This window comes from Citrobacter sp. RHB36-C18 (assembly GCF_013814485.1).
Taxonomy (GTDB): Bacteria; Pseudomonadota; Gammaproteobacteria; order Enterobacterales; family Enterobacteriaceae; genus Citrobacter; species Citrobacter braakii.
In genome coordinates this window covers 4,814,983-4,831,898 of sequence record NZ_CP057125.1, presented here as the reverse complement: position 1 = coordinate 4,831,898, position 16,916 = coordinate 4,814,983, and the positions used below count along the sequence as shown (strand labels likewise).

The following is a 16,916-nucleotide window of genomic DNA, read 5'->3' as shown; positions in this document are numbered from 1 at the left end:
GTCTGGGAATGGCGTGCTAATTCTCGCCCCTGCCAATGTGGCAGGGGCGAGGTTTTAACGCGCGGAGATTTCCTCCGTTTCGCTATTCAGGTGGAAATTTCGTGAAGGGCCGCCCCGCAGGTATTTATCGATAACGCTAAAAATACTGCCAAAACGCAGGCGGAAAATAGTCTCGAAATCGCTATCCGCCATCACAGCAGAAGCCTCATCTGGTAAGGAATGCGCCAACGTGCGGGTTAGCAAATGATATTCGCGTAAGCGTTGCGCGGAAATATCGCGCAGCGCCAGCTCATCGGCATTGCGCAGACGATAAAAATCCACCGCCAAATCAAAGCCGTTCCAGGATGCAAACTGCTCCAGCGTCATTCCGGCATCCCGAGCTAAAGTTAGCGCTTTTTGCTGCGCCAACTGCCATGCTCCAGCATTTTTTTGCAGGTAAATTTGCCCGATAGACCTGACAGGAGGCACGTCTCCTTTAGCGCACACGGCACGATCGCTGCTCATAGGTACAGTCAGAACATCTTGCCAGGAGTTATGACTGCTCAACTGACTCAGCGTCAGCATTTCCGCACCATTCAGGCTAAAAAGCATCTGCCGAATTTCACACGGCCACTCTTCGGGAATAAAGCGCAGCCGGGTGAGCTCGGTAATATGCCAGTTAGTAAAGTCATAATAATCCTTCGCACTCAGCACCGCCTTGTTCCATAAATGCGCAGAGCCCGTCGCTTTCAGATGCTCCCACTCTTGCTGATAATGTTCAAAAAGCTCATTAAAGCGCGGGACGCTGTCCAGGGTAACGGTCTGAACATCGATTTCGCTACGGTTAGCGAAATTGAGGATTTTATACGCTGGGACGTAGGCCGCCATGGAAGGTGCCTGAATATTAAATAGCAGGCTGCCGTCAGGATATTTACGCACGCCGGTATCGTTAAAGTGCATATGTCCGCCAACGTGTACGCCAATACCTGTTTTCGCTAACGCATGGCTGGTATCCTCCTTCGGAGCCCGCTTCAACTGAAATTTACCTTTGCCAAAGATGGATTCCAGATCGCTGGCAGCGCCGTTATCAAACTCCACCATAGGGAAATGGCTAAAGGTAATCAGCGTCTTTTTCTGCTCTTTTGCTCGCATGGCAATGGACGTCATCCACGCCACGACCTGCTGCTTGTGAGTGAGCATTTTGTTGTAGCCTGCGTCACCTGAACCCGCGAAGTTTTTAGCAGACTGCGGATTCGTCAGGTCCGCATCCTCGCGCGGCACGTAAACATTCGCATCAACGGCCAGCAGCCATAGGCCTGGTATCGGCTCAACGAGATAGCTGCTGTCAGCGACGGTAAAACAGGGGCCATAATCTGGTTGTCGATATGAACCGCCTGTTCCCTGAGCACAGATTTCATACTGCCGCTGGCGGAAGTCGCTGGCTTGCTTTGCTTTGGCAAACGTATAATCCTGCTGCCCATAGGATGAATAAGGCGTTTCCCAGTAAATATCTTCAGGCTGCGGATCGATACCGAATGGGGACATCATTTTCATGATGTACTCATAACCACGGCTTACCATCTCTTCGCTACAGATGGTCGGCAGTTCCGCACCTGTTGAGATAAGCGCAGTTTTGCCCTGATAACCCGTACACTCTTTGGCGCCAAAACTAAAAATACGTTGAGTTTTCCCTCCCTGACCTAAGAAATCCTCTTCCCCATCGGGTAAATCAAAGGGTCGGTTTGGGTCATGATTACCCGGCGTTGCAAAGAATCGCATTGCATACTTTTGCTCATACTCCTTCAGCAGGGTTACTAACCCGCGAATATGCATAGACTGCCCGTCATCGCTAAAATCACCGGGAAGCGCGATCAGTTTGATCCCCTTTTTCCCGGCGTCATCCAGTGCTGCACGCAGGGCAAAGTAGTTTTCATTAAATAATCGCGTTGACGTGAGCTGAGCATACATGGTGCGAATCATCGCACGCTGCCCACTTTTGCGATTCTTTAGCCCGCTAAATGCGCCATCCTGAAATTCGCCGTACACATCATGAAAATGGATATCCGGCATAAATGCGACGCGATATTGATAATTTTCAGTAGCACCAGCATGGCTACAGAGTAAATACGCCGTTATTCCGGCTATGGAAATTACTCTCATTGAATATCCTTATTTTTATCAAAAAAATAATTAGAGTTTGTAGGTAATACCTACGCGCTAACGCATCTCCCAGACATCACGATAAGTTTTGCCATCTTTCACATATGAACCATCATCCCAATTCGACGTAAGGCACCCAGGTTTTATTTCCTCTCCAGGCCACCGTCATATTATGCACACAATCTTTTTCTTTACCGCGCAATGCCGGGTAGTCAGGGCTACGACCGTTGGGCAAGCAGCAACACAAACAATGTACATAGCGCATCCTTCTGGTCGATTCAGGCAATAAAAAAAGCACAATAGCGAGAGCGCGCATTGTGCTTTGAGAAAGGCAGATTTGGTTATTCACTACGCGGTCGCTATCGGCACCACTGGCGTGGCGACAAACCACGAGCTGATGCAGGCTGGAAATACGGAAGCTGAAAGTTAGCTCATCGCGCTTACGCGAGCACAGCAACACCTGCGGAAACTGACGATGAGCATATCTGTTCATTTCGCACGACTGTCTAAAACCAGAACAGAGAGCCTGACCTGCACAATCCCAAAGCAAGGACCATTTCTGGGTTATCAGGTTTTCGGCACAAGAGGTAGGAGTAATATCAATTTCAACCAAATCGTTGACGGAATTAAACCAGCATGAATCAGCAAGCATGACTTTAATTTTGCTGTCGATGGAGAGCAAAATTAAAGTCATGCTTTTTAATAATCGCAATATGAATGACATTAACATAAGCCCCCACGAAATAATAAAGCGAGTGTAGCGCAAAAAAAATGGCAATAACTGTGACTTATTGCACAGAGCATTAAATGTTTATTTTATTTTTCATCAAAAATCAGAACAAAAAATTCAGATATTAAATAAGAAAATATAATCTATTCTACTGCTATATGACCGCGCGACTGTCGCTGTTCCGGCGTCATGCCAATCTCACGGTTAGACATCAACGAAAAGCCGTAACTGCCTTCAAATCCATACTGCATCGCCAATCAGCCGTTCGGTATGCTGCAAGTATTGTGCGTGGCAGATGTACAGCTGTCACAGTTAATTGTTGATGGTCATATCTATATGCTGATGAAACTGCTTGCGTAGCGCTCGCTAAACCGAGCCAGAAAAAAGGGACGATTACGACTGAACCGACCCCAGACCTCGTTTCCCTGCAGGTAAACCCATTCCTCTTCGTCGTTAAGCCAGCGGCTGAGTTCAGGATCTGTTGCGTCTCTTTTGACAGTGCGTTCTAGCCTTCGGCTACGCTACGCACCCCGACCTCACTGAGGGCGGGGTGCGCCGGGTAACAAAGGAACACACCCGCAACGTGACGGATGACGAGTATCTTTATCACTCTTTCGGATCTTTGCCCGCCAGCAGCTTATCCAGCTCATCACCGCCCACGTGACGGAAGTCTTGTCCCTTCACGAAGTAGAAGATGTATTCGCAGATATTCTGGCAACGATCACCGATACGCTCGATGGAGCGCGCGCAGAACAGAGCGGTCAGCACGCTTGGAATGGTACGCGGATCTTCCATCATGTAGGTCATCAGCTGACGCACGATACCTTCATACTCCTGGTCGACTTTCTTATCTTCGCGATAAATACGTACCGCTTCGTCAAGATCCATTCGCGCAAACGCATCCAGCACGTCATGCAGCATTTGTACGGTGTGGCGACCCAGTGATTCCAGGCTTACCAGCAGCGGCTGATGCTGTTGAGAAAATTTCTCCAGCGCGGTGCGGCAAATTTTATCCGCAACGTCGCCAATACGTTCCAGCTCAGCGATCGTTTTGATAATCGCCATCACCAGACGCAAGTCACTGGCGGTCGGCTGACGCTTGGCAATGATACGCACGCAGGCCTCGTCGATCGCCACTTCCATCATATTGACGTTCTTATCGCCCTCAATGACGCGCTTCGCCAGCTCACTGTCCTGATTGTGCATGGCGGTAATCGCATCAGAAAGCTGCTGCTCGACCATGCCACCCATGGTCATCACCTGGGTACGGATGCTTTCCAGCTCTGCATTGAACTGGCCGGAAATATGTTTATTAAGGTTAAGATTATCCACAACAAGCTCCTGAATCAGCCGTAACGACCGGTGATGTAGTCTTCAGTTTGTTTCTTCGCGGGCTTGGTGAACAGATCGTCCGTGTTACTGAACTCAATCAACTCGCCCAGGTACATAAATGCCGTGTGATCGGAACAACGCGCAGCCTGCTGCATATTGTGGGTAACGATAACGACGGTGTAATCCTCTTTCAGCTCAGTGATCAGCTCTTCGATACGCCCGGTAGAAATAGGGTCGAGCGCTGAACACGGCTCATCAAGCAGAAGCACTTCCGGGCGAATGGCGATCCCACGCGCAATACACAGACGCTGCTGCTGACCACCGGAGAGAGAGTACCCGCTCTGGTGTAATTTATCTTTGGTTTCGTTCCACAGCGCGGCCTTGGTCAATGCCCACTGCACACGCTCGTCCATATCCGCACGAGAGAGTTTCTCAAACAGACGCACGCCAAAAGCGATGTTGTCGTAGATGGACATCGGGAACGGCGTCGGCTTCTGGAATACCATGCCCACTTTGGCACGCAGCAGAGCGATATCCTGAGTGTTGGTGAGAATATTGTCGCCATCAAGCAGGATTTCGCCTTCCGCACGCTGTTCCGGGTACAGTTCAAACATTTTATTGAACGTACGCAGCAACGTCGATTTACCACAGCCTGACGGCCCGATAAACGCCGTTACCTGGTTTTTGGCAATATCCAGGTTGATGTTCTTCAGGGCATGGAACTTGCCATAGTAGAAGTTCAAATCACGAACCTGAATCTTACCCGGGGCAGTATCAACCATACTCATTTCAATCTTTTCCTCATCATGCCTGATGGCGCGCAGCTTTCAGGCCTACAAATGTCTTCAATCGTAGGCCGGATAAGGCGTTTACGCCGCCATCCGGCACTTCGTCTTAACCGTGTTTCTTCTTCGCGAAAATGACGCGCGCCAGAATGTTCAGCAGCAGTACGCACAGGGTAATAATCAGTACCCCGGCCCAGGCCAGTTGCTGCCACTCAGCAAACGGGCTCATTGCAAACTTAAAGATAGTGACCGGCAGGTTGGCGATAGGCTGCATCATGTCGGTGCTCCAGAACTGATTGGAGAGCGACGTAAACAGCAGCGGAGCCGTTTCACCTGCGATACGTGCAATAGCCAGTAAAACGCCTGTAATGATGCCTGAGACAGACGCCTTCAGGGTGATTGCAGAAATCATCTTCCATTTCGGCGTACCCAGCGCATAGGCGGCTTCACGCAGGCTATCCGGTACCAGCTTGAGCATGTTCTCCGTGGTACGAATAACAATGGGCACCTGCAGCAGCGCCAGCGCGATAACGCCCGCCCAGCCGGAGAAGTGCTCCATTTTTGCTACCACGATGGTGTAAACGAACAGACCGACCACGATTGATGGCGCAGAAAGCAGGATGTCGTTGATAAAGCGGATCACCTCAGCCAGCCAGGACTTACGTCCGTACTCTGCCAGGTAGATACCCGCCATAATACCAAGCGGTGTACCAAACACGGTCGCCCACAGAATTAACAGTCCGCTACCGGCCAGGGCATTCGCCAGACCACCACCAGCCGTATTCGGCGGAGGTGTCATTTCGGTGAACAGCGCCAGTGACATACCGTCAATACCGCGGGTGATCGTGGACATCAGGATCCAGATAAGCCAGAACAGACCAAATGCCATGGTCGCCATAGAGAGCGTCAGCGCGATGCGGTTCTTCAGACGACGACGCGCCTGCATTTTACGGCGGGATTCCGCAAGCGCAGCGGTGTTTTGCATTTCAAGCGTAGCCATTAGCGTGCCCCCTCGTTCTTCGCAAGGCGCATGATCATGAACTTAGACGCCGCCAGCACGATGAAGGTAATCACAAACAGAATCAGGCCCAGTTCCATCAACGCGGCAACGTGCAGTCCTGATTCCGCTTCGGCGAATTCATTCGCCAGCGCAGAAGTAATACTGTTGCCCGGCATGTACAGCGAGGCACTATCGAGCTGGTAGGTGTTACCGATGATGAACGTCACCGCCATGGTTTCACCCAGCGCGCGGCCCAGACCGAGCATCACGCCGCCGATCACGCCGTTTTTGGTGAACGGCAGGACGATACGCCAGATAACTTCCCAGGTAGTACAACCGATGCCGTAGGCTGACTCTTTCATCAGCACCGGCGTTTGTTCGAACACATCGCGCATAACCGCCGCAATGTACGGGATGATCATGATGGCGAGGATCACGCCAGCGGCCAGAATACCGATACCAAACGCCGGACCCGCAAACAGCGCGCCAACAAACGGAATGTTGGAAAGGATGTTCCCGACCGGCTCCTGGAAGTAAGTCGCAAACAGCGGGGCAAAGATAAACAGGCCCCACATGCCGTACACGATACTCGGAATTGCCGCCAGCAATTCAATAGCGATACCCAGCGGGCGACGCAGCCAACCAGGAGCAAGTTCAGTCAGGAATAAGGCAATGCCAAAACTCACCGGAACGGCGATCAGCAGTGCGATAAGCGAGGTGACCAGCGTACCGTAAATCGGTACTAATGCACCGTAGATATCGTTTGGCGCATCCCATTCTTTAGTCCACAGAAAGGAGAAGCCAAATTTCTGAATGCTTGGCCAGGAGGAGATAACCAGAGAGACAATAATGCCACCCAACATCAATAGCACAATCAGCGCAGCCAGTTTTACCAGCGCGCTGAATATCATGTCACCTTTTTTACCCGGTGGGTTCAAAGCAGGCTTGGTTGCAGCCATAAATCACTCTTTAAGTTTGGGCCAGGAAGCACGCATTTTATCGTGCTTCCTGGCTAACGTAATGCCATACCCTAAATAATTCGAGTTGCAGCAAGGCGGCAAGCTTGTGAATACCCAGGAGCATAGATTCACTATGTGACTGGGGTGAACAAGCATAGCCAACACAGCAGCGGCTCGAAGTATGACGGGTATTTAGTACAGCGCTTTACCGCTGCTGTCCTTCACGTTGGTCTTCCATGCAGCACGAATCTGATCAACCACGCTGTCCGGCAGGCTGGCGTAATCCAGGTCATTAGCCTGTTTGCCGCCATTTTTGTACGCCCAATCGAAGAACTTCAGCACTTCAGCGCCCTGCTCAGGTTTCTTCTGCTCTTTATGCACCAGGATGAAGGTGGTGGAAGTGATCGGCCACGCATCGTCACCTTTCTGGTTAGTCAGATCCTGAGCGAAGGTTTTGCTCCAGTCAGCGCCTTTTGCAGCGTTGGCAAAGTTTTCTTCGGTCGGACTTACCGGTTTGCCATCAGCAGAGACCAGCTTGGTGTACGCCAGGTTGTTCTGCTTAGCGTAAGCGTACTCAACGTAGCCGATAGAACCCGGCAGACGCTGTACGAACGCAGCGATACCGTCGTTACCTTTACCGCCCAGACCGGTCGGCCAGTTAACGGTAGAGCCGGAACCAATTTTAGATTTCCACTCTTCGTTCACTTTCGCCAGGTAGCTGGTGAAAACGAAGGAAGTGCCGGAACCGTCAGCACGACGCACAACGGCGATATTCTGAGAAGGCAGCTTCAGACCCGGGTTCAGTTTGGTGATGGCTTCATCATCCCACTTCTTAATTTTACCGAGGTAGATGTCGCCCAGCGTTTTACCATCCAGCACCAGTTCGCCGGATTTCAGGCCAGGGATGTTCACCGCCAGCACCACACCACCGATAACAGTCGGGAACTGGAACAGGCCTTCTTGCGCCAGTTTCTCGTCAGACAACGGTGCGTCAGAGGCGCCGAAATCAACGGTATTGGCCGTAATTTGTTTTACACCACCGGAGGAGCCGATACCCTGGTAGTTTACTTTGCTACCGGTCTCTTTCTGATAGGTATCTGCCCATTTGGCATACACTGGCGCAGGGAAGGTTGCACCTGCACCTGTCAAGCTCGCTGCTGCAAACGCAGAAAACGCGCTCATGGATAAGGTCGCGGCGACAACAGTTGCGACAGTGGTACGCATAACTTTCATAATGTCTCCTGCACGGTTTTCGTAAATCGTTGTTTGAGTTGCTACTGTGAGCAAAATAGGACAAACAGGTGACAGTTAAATGTACGAAATATGACAGTTTTATGACAATGAAAAACTCGGGAAGTTTTTTATCTAAAAATACATTTAAAACAGAATGTTAATCACCATCATGACAATAACATTTCGCTGAAATTTTCTTTTTATGACACTGAAAACAGTAGTTGAAGATGACGGTTTGTCACATAAAGCAGGCGGGATAATTGATTAAAAACAGAACAAGCTAAAAAAATGCCCCGCTTGCAGCAGGGCATTTTCAGTTCAGTTAAGTGCGGATTACTCTACGGTAACCGACTTTGCCAGGTTACGCGGCTGGTCCACGTCGGTGCCTTTAATCAGCGCCACGTGATACGCCAGCAACTGCAGCGGAACGGTGTAGAAGATCGGTGCAATCACCTCTTCCACATGCGGCATCTCAATGATGTGCATGTTTTCGCTGCTGGTAAAGCCAGCATCCTGGTCCGCAAAGACGTACAACTGACCGCCACGAGCGCGAACTTCTTCAATGTTGGATTTCAGTTTTTCCAACAGTTCGTTGTTCGGCGCAACTACGATAACCGGCATATCGGCATCAATCAGCGCCAGCGGACCGTGTTTCAGTTCGCCTGCAGCATAAGCTTCAGCGTGAATATAAGAGATCTCTTTCAGCTTCAGCGCGCCTTCCAGCGCAATCGGGTACTGATCGCCACGGCCCAGGAACAGCGCATGGTGTTTGTCTGAGAAACCTTCCGCCAGAGCGGCAATGCGTTTGTCCTGAGACAGCATCTGCTCAATACGGCTAGGCAGCGCCTGCAGACCATGAACGATCTCCTGCTCGATAGACGCATCCAGACCTTTCAGACGAGACAGTTTCGCCACCAGCATCAGCAGAACGGTCAGTTGGGTGGTAAATGCTTTCGTGGAGGCCACACCGATTTCGGTACCGGCATTGGTCATCATCGCCAAGTCGGATTCGCGCACCAGAGAAGATCCCGGTACGTTACAAATAGCCAGCGAGCCCAGATAGCCCAGCTCTTTAGATAAGCGCAGACCCGCCAGGGTATCCGCCGTTTCACCGGACTGGGAAAGGGTAATCATCAGGCTGTTACGACGCACGGCGGATTTGCGATAGCGGAACTCGGAAGCGATTTCGACATCACAAGGAATACCAGCCAGCGATTCAAACCAGTAGCGGGACACCATACCGGAGTTGTAGGACGTACCGCAGGCGATAATCTGGATATGCTCAACCTGAGACAGCAACTCGTTGGCACGTGAACCCAGCTCGCTTAAATCCACTTCACCGTGACTAATGCGACCGGTCAGCGTATTTTTAATTGCGTTCGGCTGTTCGTAGATCTCTTTCTGCATGTAGTGGCGATAAATACCTTTTTCGCCCGCGTCATACTGCAGATTCGATTCGATATCCTGACGCTTCACTTGTGCGCCAGACTTGTCGAAAATAGAGACCGAACGACGGGTCACTTCCGCGATGTCACCCTCTTCCAGGAAGATAAAGCGACGGGTTACCGGCAGCAGCGCCAACTGATCGGAAGCGATAAAGTTTTCCCCCATCCCCAGACCAATCACCAGCGGGCTACCTGAACGGGCCGCCAGCAGCGTTTCCGGGTTACGGGTATCCATGATCACCGTGCCATAGGCACCGCGCAACTGTGGAATAGTACGCAGTACGGCTTCACGCAGCGTACCACCCTGTTCCAGTTCCCAATGCACCAGGTGAGCAATCACTTCGGTGTCGGTTTCAGAAACAAAGGTGTAACCACGGGTTTTCAGTAGTTCACGCAGAGGTTCATGGTTTTCAATGATGCCGTTATGCACCACAACAATGTGTTCAGAAACATGGGGATGCGCGTTCGCTTCTGAAGGTTCACCGTGTGTCGCCCAACGGGTATGAGCGATACCTGTACCACCATGCAGCGGATGTTCTTCCGCAGCAGCAGTCAGCATCTGCACTTTACCCAGACGACGCAGACGGGTCATGTTGCCTTCAGCATCGACAACGGCCAGACCAGCAGAGTCATAACCACGATATTCCAGACGACGTAAACCTTCGAGAAGGATTTCAGCTACATCACGCTGCGCGATAGCGCCAACAATTCCACACATATTTTTTGATTCCGAATTTAGGCATTTGCCTGTCGTTGTCGCTGACCTGTATTTGCCCTTTCCGGGCGCCCCGAGCCTTGTAGAGAGTGGGGTTATTTTTATGGTACTGCTTGTTGAGCGGAGGATTATGTTATCCCCTCATCTCTTGTCTGCCTGATGGCGCTTACGCTTATCAGGCCTACAGAACATCACCGCACGTAGGCCGCCATCCGGCAAAAATCACTTACTTCTTCTTCACCGGACGCTGCCAGCCCTGTTTATGGACCTGAGGTACACGGCTTAATACCAGTTCGTTATCGGCGACATTACGCGTTACGGTAGTGCCAGCAGCGATGGTGGCACCTTTACCCACGGTGACAGGGGCCACCAACTGAGTATCAGAACCCACAAACACATCATCACCAATAATGGTTTTAAACTTATTGGCACCATCGTAGTTGCAGGTAATCGTACCCGCGCCGATATTCACATTATCGCCAATTTCCGCATCGCCCAGATAGGTCAGATGACCAGCTTTAGAACCTTTACCCAGACGCGCTTTTTTCATTTCGACGAAGTTACCCACGTGCGCGCCTTCCTGCAGCTCAGCACCCGGGCGCAGACGCGCGAATGGACCGATGGTGCAAGCGGCTTCCAGATGGGCATCTTCCACCACACTGTATGGGCTAAGCTCACAACCTTCACCAATCACGCTGTTTTTGATGATACAGCCAGCACCAATCTTGACGCGATCACCAACGGTTACGTTACCTTCAATGATAACGTTAGTATCAATTTCAACATCGCGCCCGTGAATAAGCGTACCGCGAAGATCAAAACGTGCAGGATCGCGCAGCATCACGCCCGCCAGCAACAGTTTCTCTACTTGCTCAGACTGATAAACACGCTCCAGACGGGATAACTGAAGACGGTTATTCACCCCTTCCGTTTCGCTAATACGTGCCGGATGTACCGCAGCAATTTCGCGTCCTTCCTGATACGCCATCGCAATGATATCGGTGATGTAGTATTCACCCTGCGCATTGTTATTGGTGAGTTTGGACAGCCAGCGCTTCATATCAGCGCCATTGGCAATCAGAATACCGGTGTTGATTTCCTGGATTTGGCGCTGCTCGTCAGTTGCATCTTTATGCTCGACGATACCGGTGACGTTACCGTTCTCACGCGTAATACGCCCATAGCCGGATGGATCATCCAGTTTTACCGTTAACAGGCCGATGCCGCCCTGCGGTTTAGCATCACGCAGGCTACGTAAGGTATCGGTAGAGATCAGCGGCACATCGCCATAGAGCATTAAAATGTCTTCGTCATCACCAAAGAATGGCGCTGCCTGCTGCATTGCATGGCCGGTCCCCAACTGCTCTGCCTGCAGAATCCAGTTTAGATTGCCATCTTTCAGCGTCTGCTTAAGCAAATCACCACCGTGCCCATAGACCAGATGTACGTGAGTCGCACCTAATTCATTAGCGGCATCAATGACATGCTGAACCATCGGCTTTCCTGCGAGGGTATGCAGCACTTTAGGGAGATCGGAATACATACGCGTGCCTTTGCCTGCGGCAAGGATCACGACGCTCATAGCATTATTCAACATACACGTCCTGACTGTAATTTGAGAACGAATTTATACCGTTTCACATTGAAAATACTACATTTTTTTCATCGTGAAATGGACCGAAGATAAAACGTTCAATCGGGGAAATTTCCCCTCTGATAACTCTCTATTTTCGTCTATTTCGGCGTCTTTTGTCTCCCAAAAACCAGGAGGCTGCTCTTATTAAAGCCTAGGTTAATGTTTTTGCTATTTTTTTACTGCATGAATAAAGAGTTACAAAAGAAAAGTATAATTTTATTAATGTGATTCAGCGAGAAGTAGAAAAAACAGACAGGGAAAATAGAGTTTTAAAAGGGAAGAGGACAAACGATAAAGCGGAGGAGTGGGATTTAATAACAGCTGGCGCGTGCTGATAACCGTATGAAGCATCGCGCCACAGAGCAGGTCGGGAAGACTAAACTTCCATGCTGCTGAAAAGGGCGATGATTTTATTAATCAGTTTCATGTCGGTATCCTGTTTTTATCTGAGTTAATTATGTGACACACATCACACAAAAAAGAGTCTACGCCTCATTTTTTAACCGATCAATATTTTTGTGACATAAATCACAAAATAATAAAACAGCTTTTTAGTTCCACTTTCACTGAAACAAAACCATAAAAAAAGCCAGCCTGGCAACCAGACTGGCTTTTGTGCTTTTCAAGCCGGTGTTACATCGCTTTTTTGGTCAACTCGATAACGCGCAGTTTCGCGATCGCTTTGGCCAGTTCCGCAGATGCCTGAGCGTAATCCACGTCACCATGAGAGCTCTTGATGTGCTCTTCAGCCTTACGCTTCGCTTCCAGGGCTCTCGCTTCATCGAGATCCTGTCCGCGAATCGCGGTATCAGCCAGAACGGTCACGCTGCCAGGCTGCACTTCGAGAATGCCGCCGGACAGATAGATAAACTCTTCATGACCGAACTGTTTAACGATGCGGATCATACCAGGCTTAATGGCGGTGAGCAGCGGTGCGTGACCCGGGAAAATACCCAGTTCACCTTCACTACCCGTTACCTGGATTTTTTCGACCAGACCAGAGAACATTTGCTGCTCTGCGCTGACGACGTCCAGGTGGTAAGTCATTGCCATATCACCCTCCGATTAAGGCGTTAAAGTTTTTTGGCTTTTTCCACGGCTTCGTCGATAGAACCAACCATGTAGAACGCCTGCTCTGGCAGGTGGTCGTATTCGCCTTCCATGATGCCTTTAAAGCCACGGATGGTGTCTTTCAGGGATACGTATTTACCCGGAGAACCGGTGAATACTTCCGCAACGAAGAACGGCTGGGACAGGAAGCGCTGAATTTTACGTGCGCGTGCTACCACCAGTTTGTCTTCTTCAGACAGTTCATCCATACCCAGGATGGCGATGATGTCTTTCAGTTCCTGATAACGCTGCAGCAGAGACTGTACGCCACGCGCGGTGTCGTAGTGTTCCTGACCAACAACCAGCGGATCCAGCTGACGGCTGGTGGAGTCCAGCGGGTCAACTGCCGGGTAGATACCCAGAGAGGCGATCTGACGGCTCAGTACCACGGTTGCATCTAAGTGAGCAAAGGTGGTTGCTGGGGATGGGTCAGTCAAGTCATCCGCAGGTACGTATACCGCCTGAACGGAGGTGATAGAACCGGTTTTGGTAGAGGTGATACGTTCCTGAAGAACACCCATCTCTTCCGCCAGGGTCGGCTGGTAGCCTACCGCTGATGGCATACGACCCAGCAGAGCGGATACTTCTGTACCGGCCAGGGTGTAACGATAGATGTTATCAACGAACAGCAGAACGTCACGACCTTCGTCACGGAACTTCTCAGCCATGGTCAGACCGGTCAGAGCAACGCGCAGACGGTTTCCCGGCGGCTCGTTCATCTGGCCATATACCAGGGATACTTTGTCCAGAACGTTGGAGTCAGTCATTTCGTGGTAGAAGTCGTTACCCTCACGAGTACGTTCACCCACGCCCGCAAACACGGAGTAACCGGAGTGTTCGATCGCGATGTTACGGATCAGCTCCATCATGTTTACGGTTTTACCTACACCCGCACCACCGAACAGACCAACTTTACCGCCCTTAGCGAACGGACACATCAGGTCGATAACTTTGATGCCGGTTTCCAGCAGTTCCTGAGAGCTGGACAGCTCTTCATAGGAAGGTGCCGCGCGGTGGATAGCCCAACGCTCTTCTTCACCGATATCGCCTTTCATGTCGATCGGGTGACCCAGGACGTTCATGATACGACCCAGAGTTGCTTTACCTACCGGGACTTCGATCGGGTGCTCGAGATCTTTGACTTCCAGACCACGACGCAGACCGTCGGAAGAACCCATGGCGATGGTACGTACGATACCGCCGCCGAGCTGCTGCTGAACTTCCAGCACCAGGCTCTCTTTACCATTCATAACCTCAAGAGCATCGTACACGCGCGGTACGGCATCCTGAGGGAATTCGACGTCAACCACGGCGCCGATTACCTGGACAATTTTTCCAGTAGCCATCTTGAATCCTCTACGAATTAACCTGGTTATACCGCGGATGCACCACCGACGATTTCGGTGAGTTCCTGAGTAATGCTGGCCTGACGAGCTTTGTTGTATACCAACTGCAGCTCTTTAATCAGGCTGCCGCCATTGTCGGTCGCGGCTTTCATCGCCACCATACGTGCGGCCTGCTCGCTGGCCAGGTTTTCTACCACGCCCTGATAAACCTGAGACTCGACATAACGACGCAGCAGGGTATCCAGCAGCGCTTTCGGGTCTGGCTCATACAGGTAATCCCAGGATTTACGCTTCAATTCATCATCATCTGATGCCGGCAGAGGCAGCAGTTGGGTGATGGTTGGCGTCTGAGACATGGTGTTAATAAATTTGTTGCTGACAACGTACAGTCTGTCCAGACGACCTTCATCGTAGGCCTGCAGCATCACTTTAACCGGACCGATCAGTTCGGACAGGGAAGGGTTATCCCCCATGCCGGTTACCTGAGCAATCACATTACCGCCAACGGAGTTAAAGAAAGACACGCCCTTAGAGCCGATCATTGCGATATCGCACTGAACGCCTTTATCGGACCATGCTTTCATATCCGCCAGCAGCTTTTTGAACAGGTTAATGTTCAAGCCACCGCACAGACCACGGTCGGTCGACACCACCAGGTAGCCCACGCGCTTAACGTCGCGTTCTTCCAGGTAAGGGTGCTTATATTCCAGATTACCATTCGCAAGGTGACCAATCACTTTGCGCATGGTCTCTGCATAAGGACGGCTGGCCGCCATGCGATCCTGCGATTTACGCATTTTGGAAGCGGCGACCATCTCCATCGCTTTAGTGATCTTCTGCGTGTTCTGGACGCTTGCGATCTTACTACGTATCTCTTTTGCGCCGGCCATGAGCTTCTCCTCAATGCCTTGCGGTCCGCCCTAAAGCAGACCGCCAGACGTTACCAGGACTGGGTTGCCTTGAAGGAATCGAGGATAGCTTTCAGCTTGCCTTCGATTTCATCGTTATAGCCACCGGACTGGTTGATCTCTTGCATCAGCGGAGCATGGTCACGGTCAACGTAAGCCAGCAGAGCGGCTTCGAAGCTACCGATTTTCGCCAGTTCCACATCTTCGAGGTAACCGCGTTCAGCCGCAAACAGCACCACACCCTGCTGTGCTACAGACATTGGGGCGTACTGTTTCTGCTTCAGCAGTTCAGTTACTTTCTGACCGTGGCTCAGCTGCTTACGAGTAGCTTCATCCAGGTCGGAAGCGAACTGAGAAAACGCTGCCAGTTCACGATACTGCGCCAGTGCGGTACGAATACCACCGGACAGTTTCTTGATGATCTTGGTCTGCGCTGCACCACCTACACGAGATACGGAGATACCCGGGTTAACTGCCGGACGAATACCGGAGTTGAACAGGTTGGTTTCCAGGAAGATCTGACCATCTGTAATGGAAATTACGTTGGTCGGAACGAACGCAGAAACGTCACCCGCCTGGGTTTCGATAATCGGCAGAGCGGTCAGGGAGCCGGTTTTACCTTTAACTTCACCATTGGTGAACTTCTCAACGTATTCCGCGTTTACGCGGGATGCGCGCTCCAGCAGACGGGAGTGGAGGTAAAATACGTCGCCCGGGAATGCTTCACGTCCTGGTGGACGACGGAGCAGCAGGGAAACCTGACGGTAAGCAACAGCCTGTTTAGACAGGTCATCGTAAACGATCAGCGCGTCTTCACCGCGGTCACGGAAGTATTCGCCCATTGCGCAACCGGCATATGGCGCCAGGTATTGCAGAGCAGCAGATTCAGACGCGGTCGCCACAACAACGATGGTGTTGGACAGTGCGCCGTGTTCTTCCAGTTTACGAACCACGTTAGAAATGGTGGACGCTTTCTGGCCGATAGCCACGTACACACATTTGATACCGGAATCACGCTGGTTGATGATGGCGTCGATTGCCATCGCGGTTTTACCTGTCTGACGGTCACCGATGATCAGCTCACGCTGGCCACGACCGATTGGGATCATGGCATCAACAGATTTATAACCTGTCTGTACTGGCTGGTCGACGGACTGACGTTCGATTACGCCTGGTGCGATAACTTCGATTGGCGAGAAGCCATCGTTATCAACCGGACCTTTACCGTCAATTGGGGAACCCAGAGTATTCACCACACGACCCAGCAGGCCACGGCCAACCGGAACTTCCAGAATACGACCCGTACACTTAACCTTCATGCCTTCGGCGAGGTCAGCGTATGGACCCATCACAACGGCACCTACGGAGTCGCGCTCCAGGTTCAGTGCGATAGCGTAACGGTTACCCGGCAGGGAAATCATCTCACCCTGCATACAATCGGCCAGGCCGTGAATGCGGATAACACCGTCACTTACAGAAACAATAGTACCTTCGTTGTGAGCTTCGCTCACAACATTGAACTGAGCAATGCGCTGCTTGATCAGTTCGCTGATTTCGGTGGAATTCAGTTGCATGCTC

Annotated in this window: 13 protein-coding genes and 1 pseudogene; all 14 read right to left on the bottom strand. The window is 51.1% G+C overall.

The window, feature by feature from the left end:
• Positions 1-54: 54 nt before the first annotated feature.
• The 14 genes and pseudogenes from HVZ52_RS22845 to atpA all read right to left on the bottom strand — a co-directional run bounded on the left by HVZ52_RS22845 (position 55) and on the right by atpA (position 16,912).
• Complete coding sequence (locus tag HVZ52_RS22845; RefSeq protein ID WP_181598720.1) at positions 55-2,139, bottom strand: metallophosphoesterase; 2,085 nt, start codon at positions 2,137-2,139, stop codon at positions 55-57.
• A 112-nt stretch (positions 2,140-2,251) separates the two neighbouring features.
• Positions 2,252-2,869, bottom strand: coding sequence for an oligogalacturonate-specific porin KdgM family protein (locus HVZ52_RS23120; RefSeq protein ID WP_249417947.1), 618 nt, complete (start codon positions 2,867-2,869; stop codon positions 2,252-2,254).
• A 143-nt stretch (positions 2,870-3,012) separates the two neighbouring features.
• Positions 3,013-3,235 (bottom strand): annotated as a pseudogene (locus tag HVZ52_RS23115) (AraC family transcriptional regulator); the annotation flags it as partial.
• Positions 3,236-3,475: 240 nt separating this feature from the next.
• Positions 3,476-4,201, bottom strand: coding sequence for a phosphate signaling complex protein PhoU (phoU, locus tag HVZ52_RS22835; protein WP_003023824.1), 726 nt, complete (start codon positions 4,199-4,201; stop codon positions 3,476-3,478).
• 14 nt (positions 4,202-4,215) lie between these two features.
• Positions 4,216-4,989: a phosphate ABC transporter ATP-binding protein PstB gene (gene pstB, locus HVZ52_RS22830; RefSeq protein ID WP_003023821.1), complete on the bottom strand. Its 774-nt coding sequence runs from the start codon at positions 4,987-4,989 to the stop codon at positions 4,216-4,218.
• A gap of 106 nt (positions 4,990-5,095) precedes the next feature.
• Complete coding sequence (pstA, locus tag HVZ52_RS22825) at positions 5,096-5,986, bottom strand: phosphate ABC transporter permease PstA (protein WP_016155077.1); 891 nt, start codon at positions 5,984-5,986, stop codon at positions 5,096-5,098.
• Entirely contained in the window at positions 5,986-6,945 is a 960-nt protein-coding gene (gene pstC / locus HVZ52_RS22820) for a phosphate ABC transporter permease PstC (RefSeq protein WP_016155078.1), read from the bottom strand. The genes pstA and pstC overlap by 1 nt, the downstream gene beginning before the upstream one ends.
• Before the next feature lie 192 nt (positions 6,946-7,137).
• Entirely contained in the window at positions 7,138-8,178 is a 1,041-nt protein-coding gene (gene pstS, locus HVZ52_RS22815; protein ID WP_181598719.1) for a phosphate ABC transporter substrate-binding protein PstS, read from the bottom strand.
• 333 nt (positions 8,179-8,511) lie between these two features.
• Positions 8,512-10,341: a glutamine--fructose-6-phosphate transaminase (isomerizing) gene (gene glmS, locus HVZ52_RS22810; protein ID WP_016155081.1), complete on the bottom strand. Its 1,830-nt coding sequence runs from the start codon at positions 10,339-10,341 to the stop codon at positions 8,512-8,514.
• Positions 10,342-10,564: 223 nt separating this feature from the next.
• The gene (gene glmU / locus HVZ52_RS22805; RefSeq protein ID WP_181598718.1) at positions 10,565-11,935 is read right to left on the bottom strand and encodes a bifunctional UDP-N-acetylglucosamine diphosphorylase/glucosamine-1-phosphate N-acetyltransferase GlmU; all 1,371 of its coding nucleotides are present in this window, start codon (positions 11,933-11,935) and stop codon (positions 10,565-10,567) included.
• Positions 11,936-12,607: 672 nt separating this feature from the next.
• Positions 12,608-13,027 carry a F0F1 ATP synthase subunit epsilon gene (locus HVZ52_RS22800; protein WP_003023809.1) on the bottom strand — a complete coding sequence of 140 codons (420 nt, stop codon included), beginning with the start codon at positions 13,025-13,027 and terminating at the stop codon, positions 12,608-12,610.
• A gap of 20 nt (positions 13,028-13,047) precedes the next feature.
• Complete coding sequence (gene atpD, locus HVZ52_RS22795; protein ID WP_003023806.1) at positions 13,048-14,430, bottom strand: F0F1 ATP synthase subunit beta; 1,383 nt, start codon at positions 14,428-14,430, stop codon at positions 13,048-13,050.
• Between the two features lie 26 nt (positions 14,431-14,456).
• Entirely contained in the window at positions 14,457-15,320 is an 864-nt protein-coding gene (atpG, locus tag HVZ52_RS22790; RefSeq protein WP_016155083.1) for a F0F1 ATP synthase subunit gamma, read from the bottom strand.
• Between the two features lie 50 nt (positions 15,321-15,370).
• Positions 15,371-16,912, bottom strand: a complete 1,542-nt coding sequence (gene atpA / locus HVZ52_RS22785) for a F0F1 ATP synthase subunit alpha (protein ID WP_003023802.1) — start codon at positions 16,910-16,912, stop codon at positions 15,371-15,373.
• Between the last annotated feature and the right edge of the window lie 4 nt (positions 16,913-16,916).

Excerpts from the sequence above, each read along its gene's own strand:
- HVZ52_RS22845 (WP_181598720.1), bottom strand. The coding sequence starts at position 2,139 with ATGAGAGTAATTTCCATAGCCGGAATAACGGCGTATTTACTCTGTAGC.
- pstB (WP_003023821.1), bottom strand. The coding sequence starts at position 4,989 with ATGAGTATGGTTGATACTGCCCCGGGTAAGATTCAGGTTCGTGATTTG.
- atpA (WP_003023802.1), bottom strand. The coding sequence starts at position 16,912 with ATGCAACTGAATTCCACCGAAATCAGCGAACTGATCAAGCAGCGCATT.
- HVZ52_RS22800 (WP_003023809.1), bottom strand. The coding sequence starts at position 13,027 with ATGGCAATGACTTACCACCTGGACGTCGTCAGCGCAGAGCAGCAAATG.
- pstC (WP_016155078.1), bottom strand. The coding sequence starts at position 6,945 with ATGGCTGCAACCAAGCCTGCTTTGAACCCACCGGGTAAAAAAGGTGAC.
- atpG (WP_016155083.1), bottom strand. The coding sequence starts at position 15,320 with ATGGCCGGCGCAAAAGAGATACGTAGTAAGATCGCAAGCGTCCAGAAC.
- HVZ52_RS23120 (WP_249417947.1), bottom strand. The coding sequence starts at position 2,869 with ATGTTAATGTCATTCATATTGCGATTATTAAAAAGCATGACTTTAATT.
- pstA (WP_016155077.1), bottom strand. The coding sequence starts at position 5,986 with ATGGCTACGCTTGAAATGCAAAACACCGCTGCGCTTGCGGAATCCCGC.
- atpD (WP_003023806.1), bottom strand. The coding sequence starts at position 14,430 with ATGGCTACTGGAAAAATTGTCCAGGTAATCGGCGCCGTGGTTGACGTC.
- glmS (WP_016155081.1), bottom strand. The coding sequence starts at position 10,341 with ATGTGTGGAATTGTTGGCGCTATCGCGCAGCGTGATGTAGCTGAAATC.
- pstS (WP_181598719.1), bottom strand. The coding sequence starts at position 8,178 with ATGAAAGTTATGCGTACCACTGTCGCAACTGTTGTCGCCGCGACCTTA.
- glmU (WP_181598718.1), bottom strand. The coding sequence starts at position 11,935 with ATGTTGAATAATGCTATGAGCGTCGTGATCCTTGCCGCAGGCAAAGGC.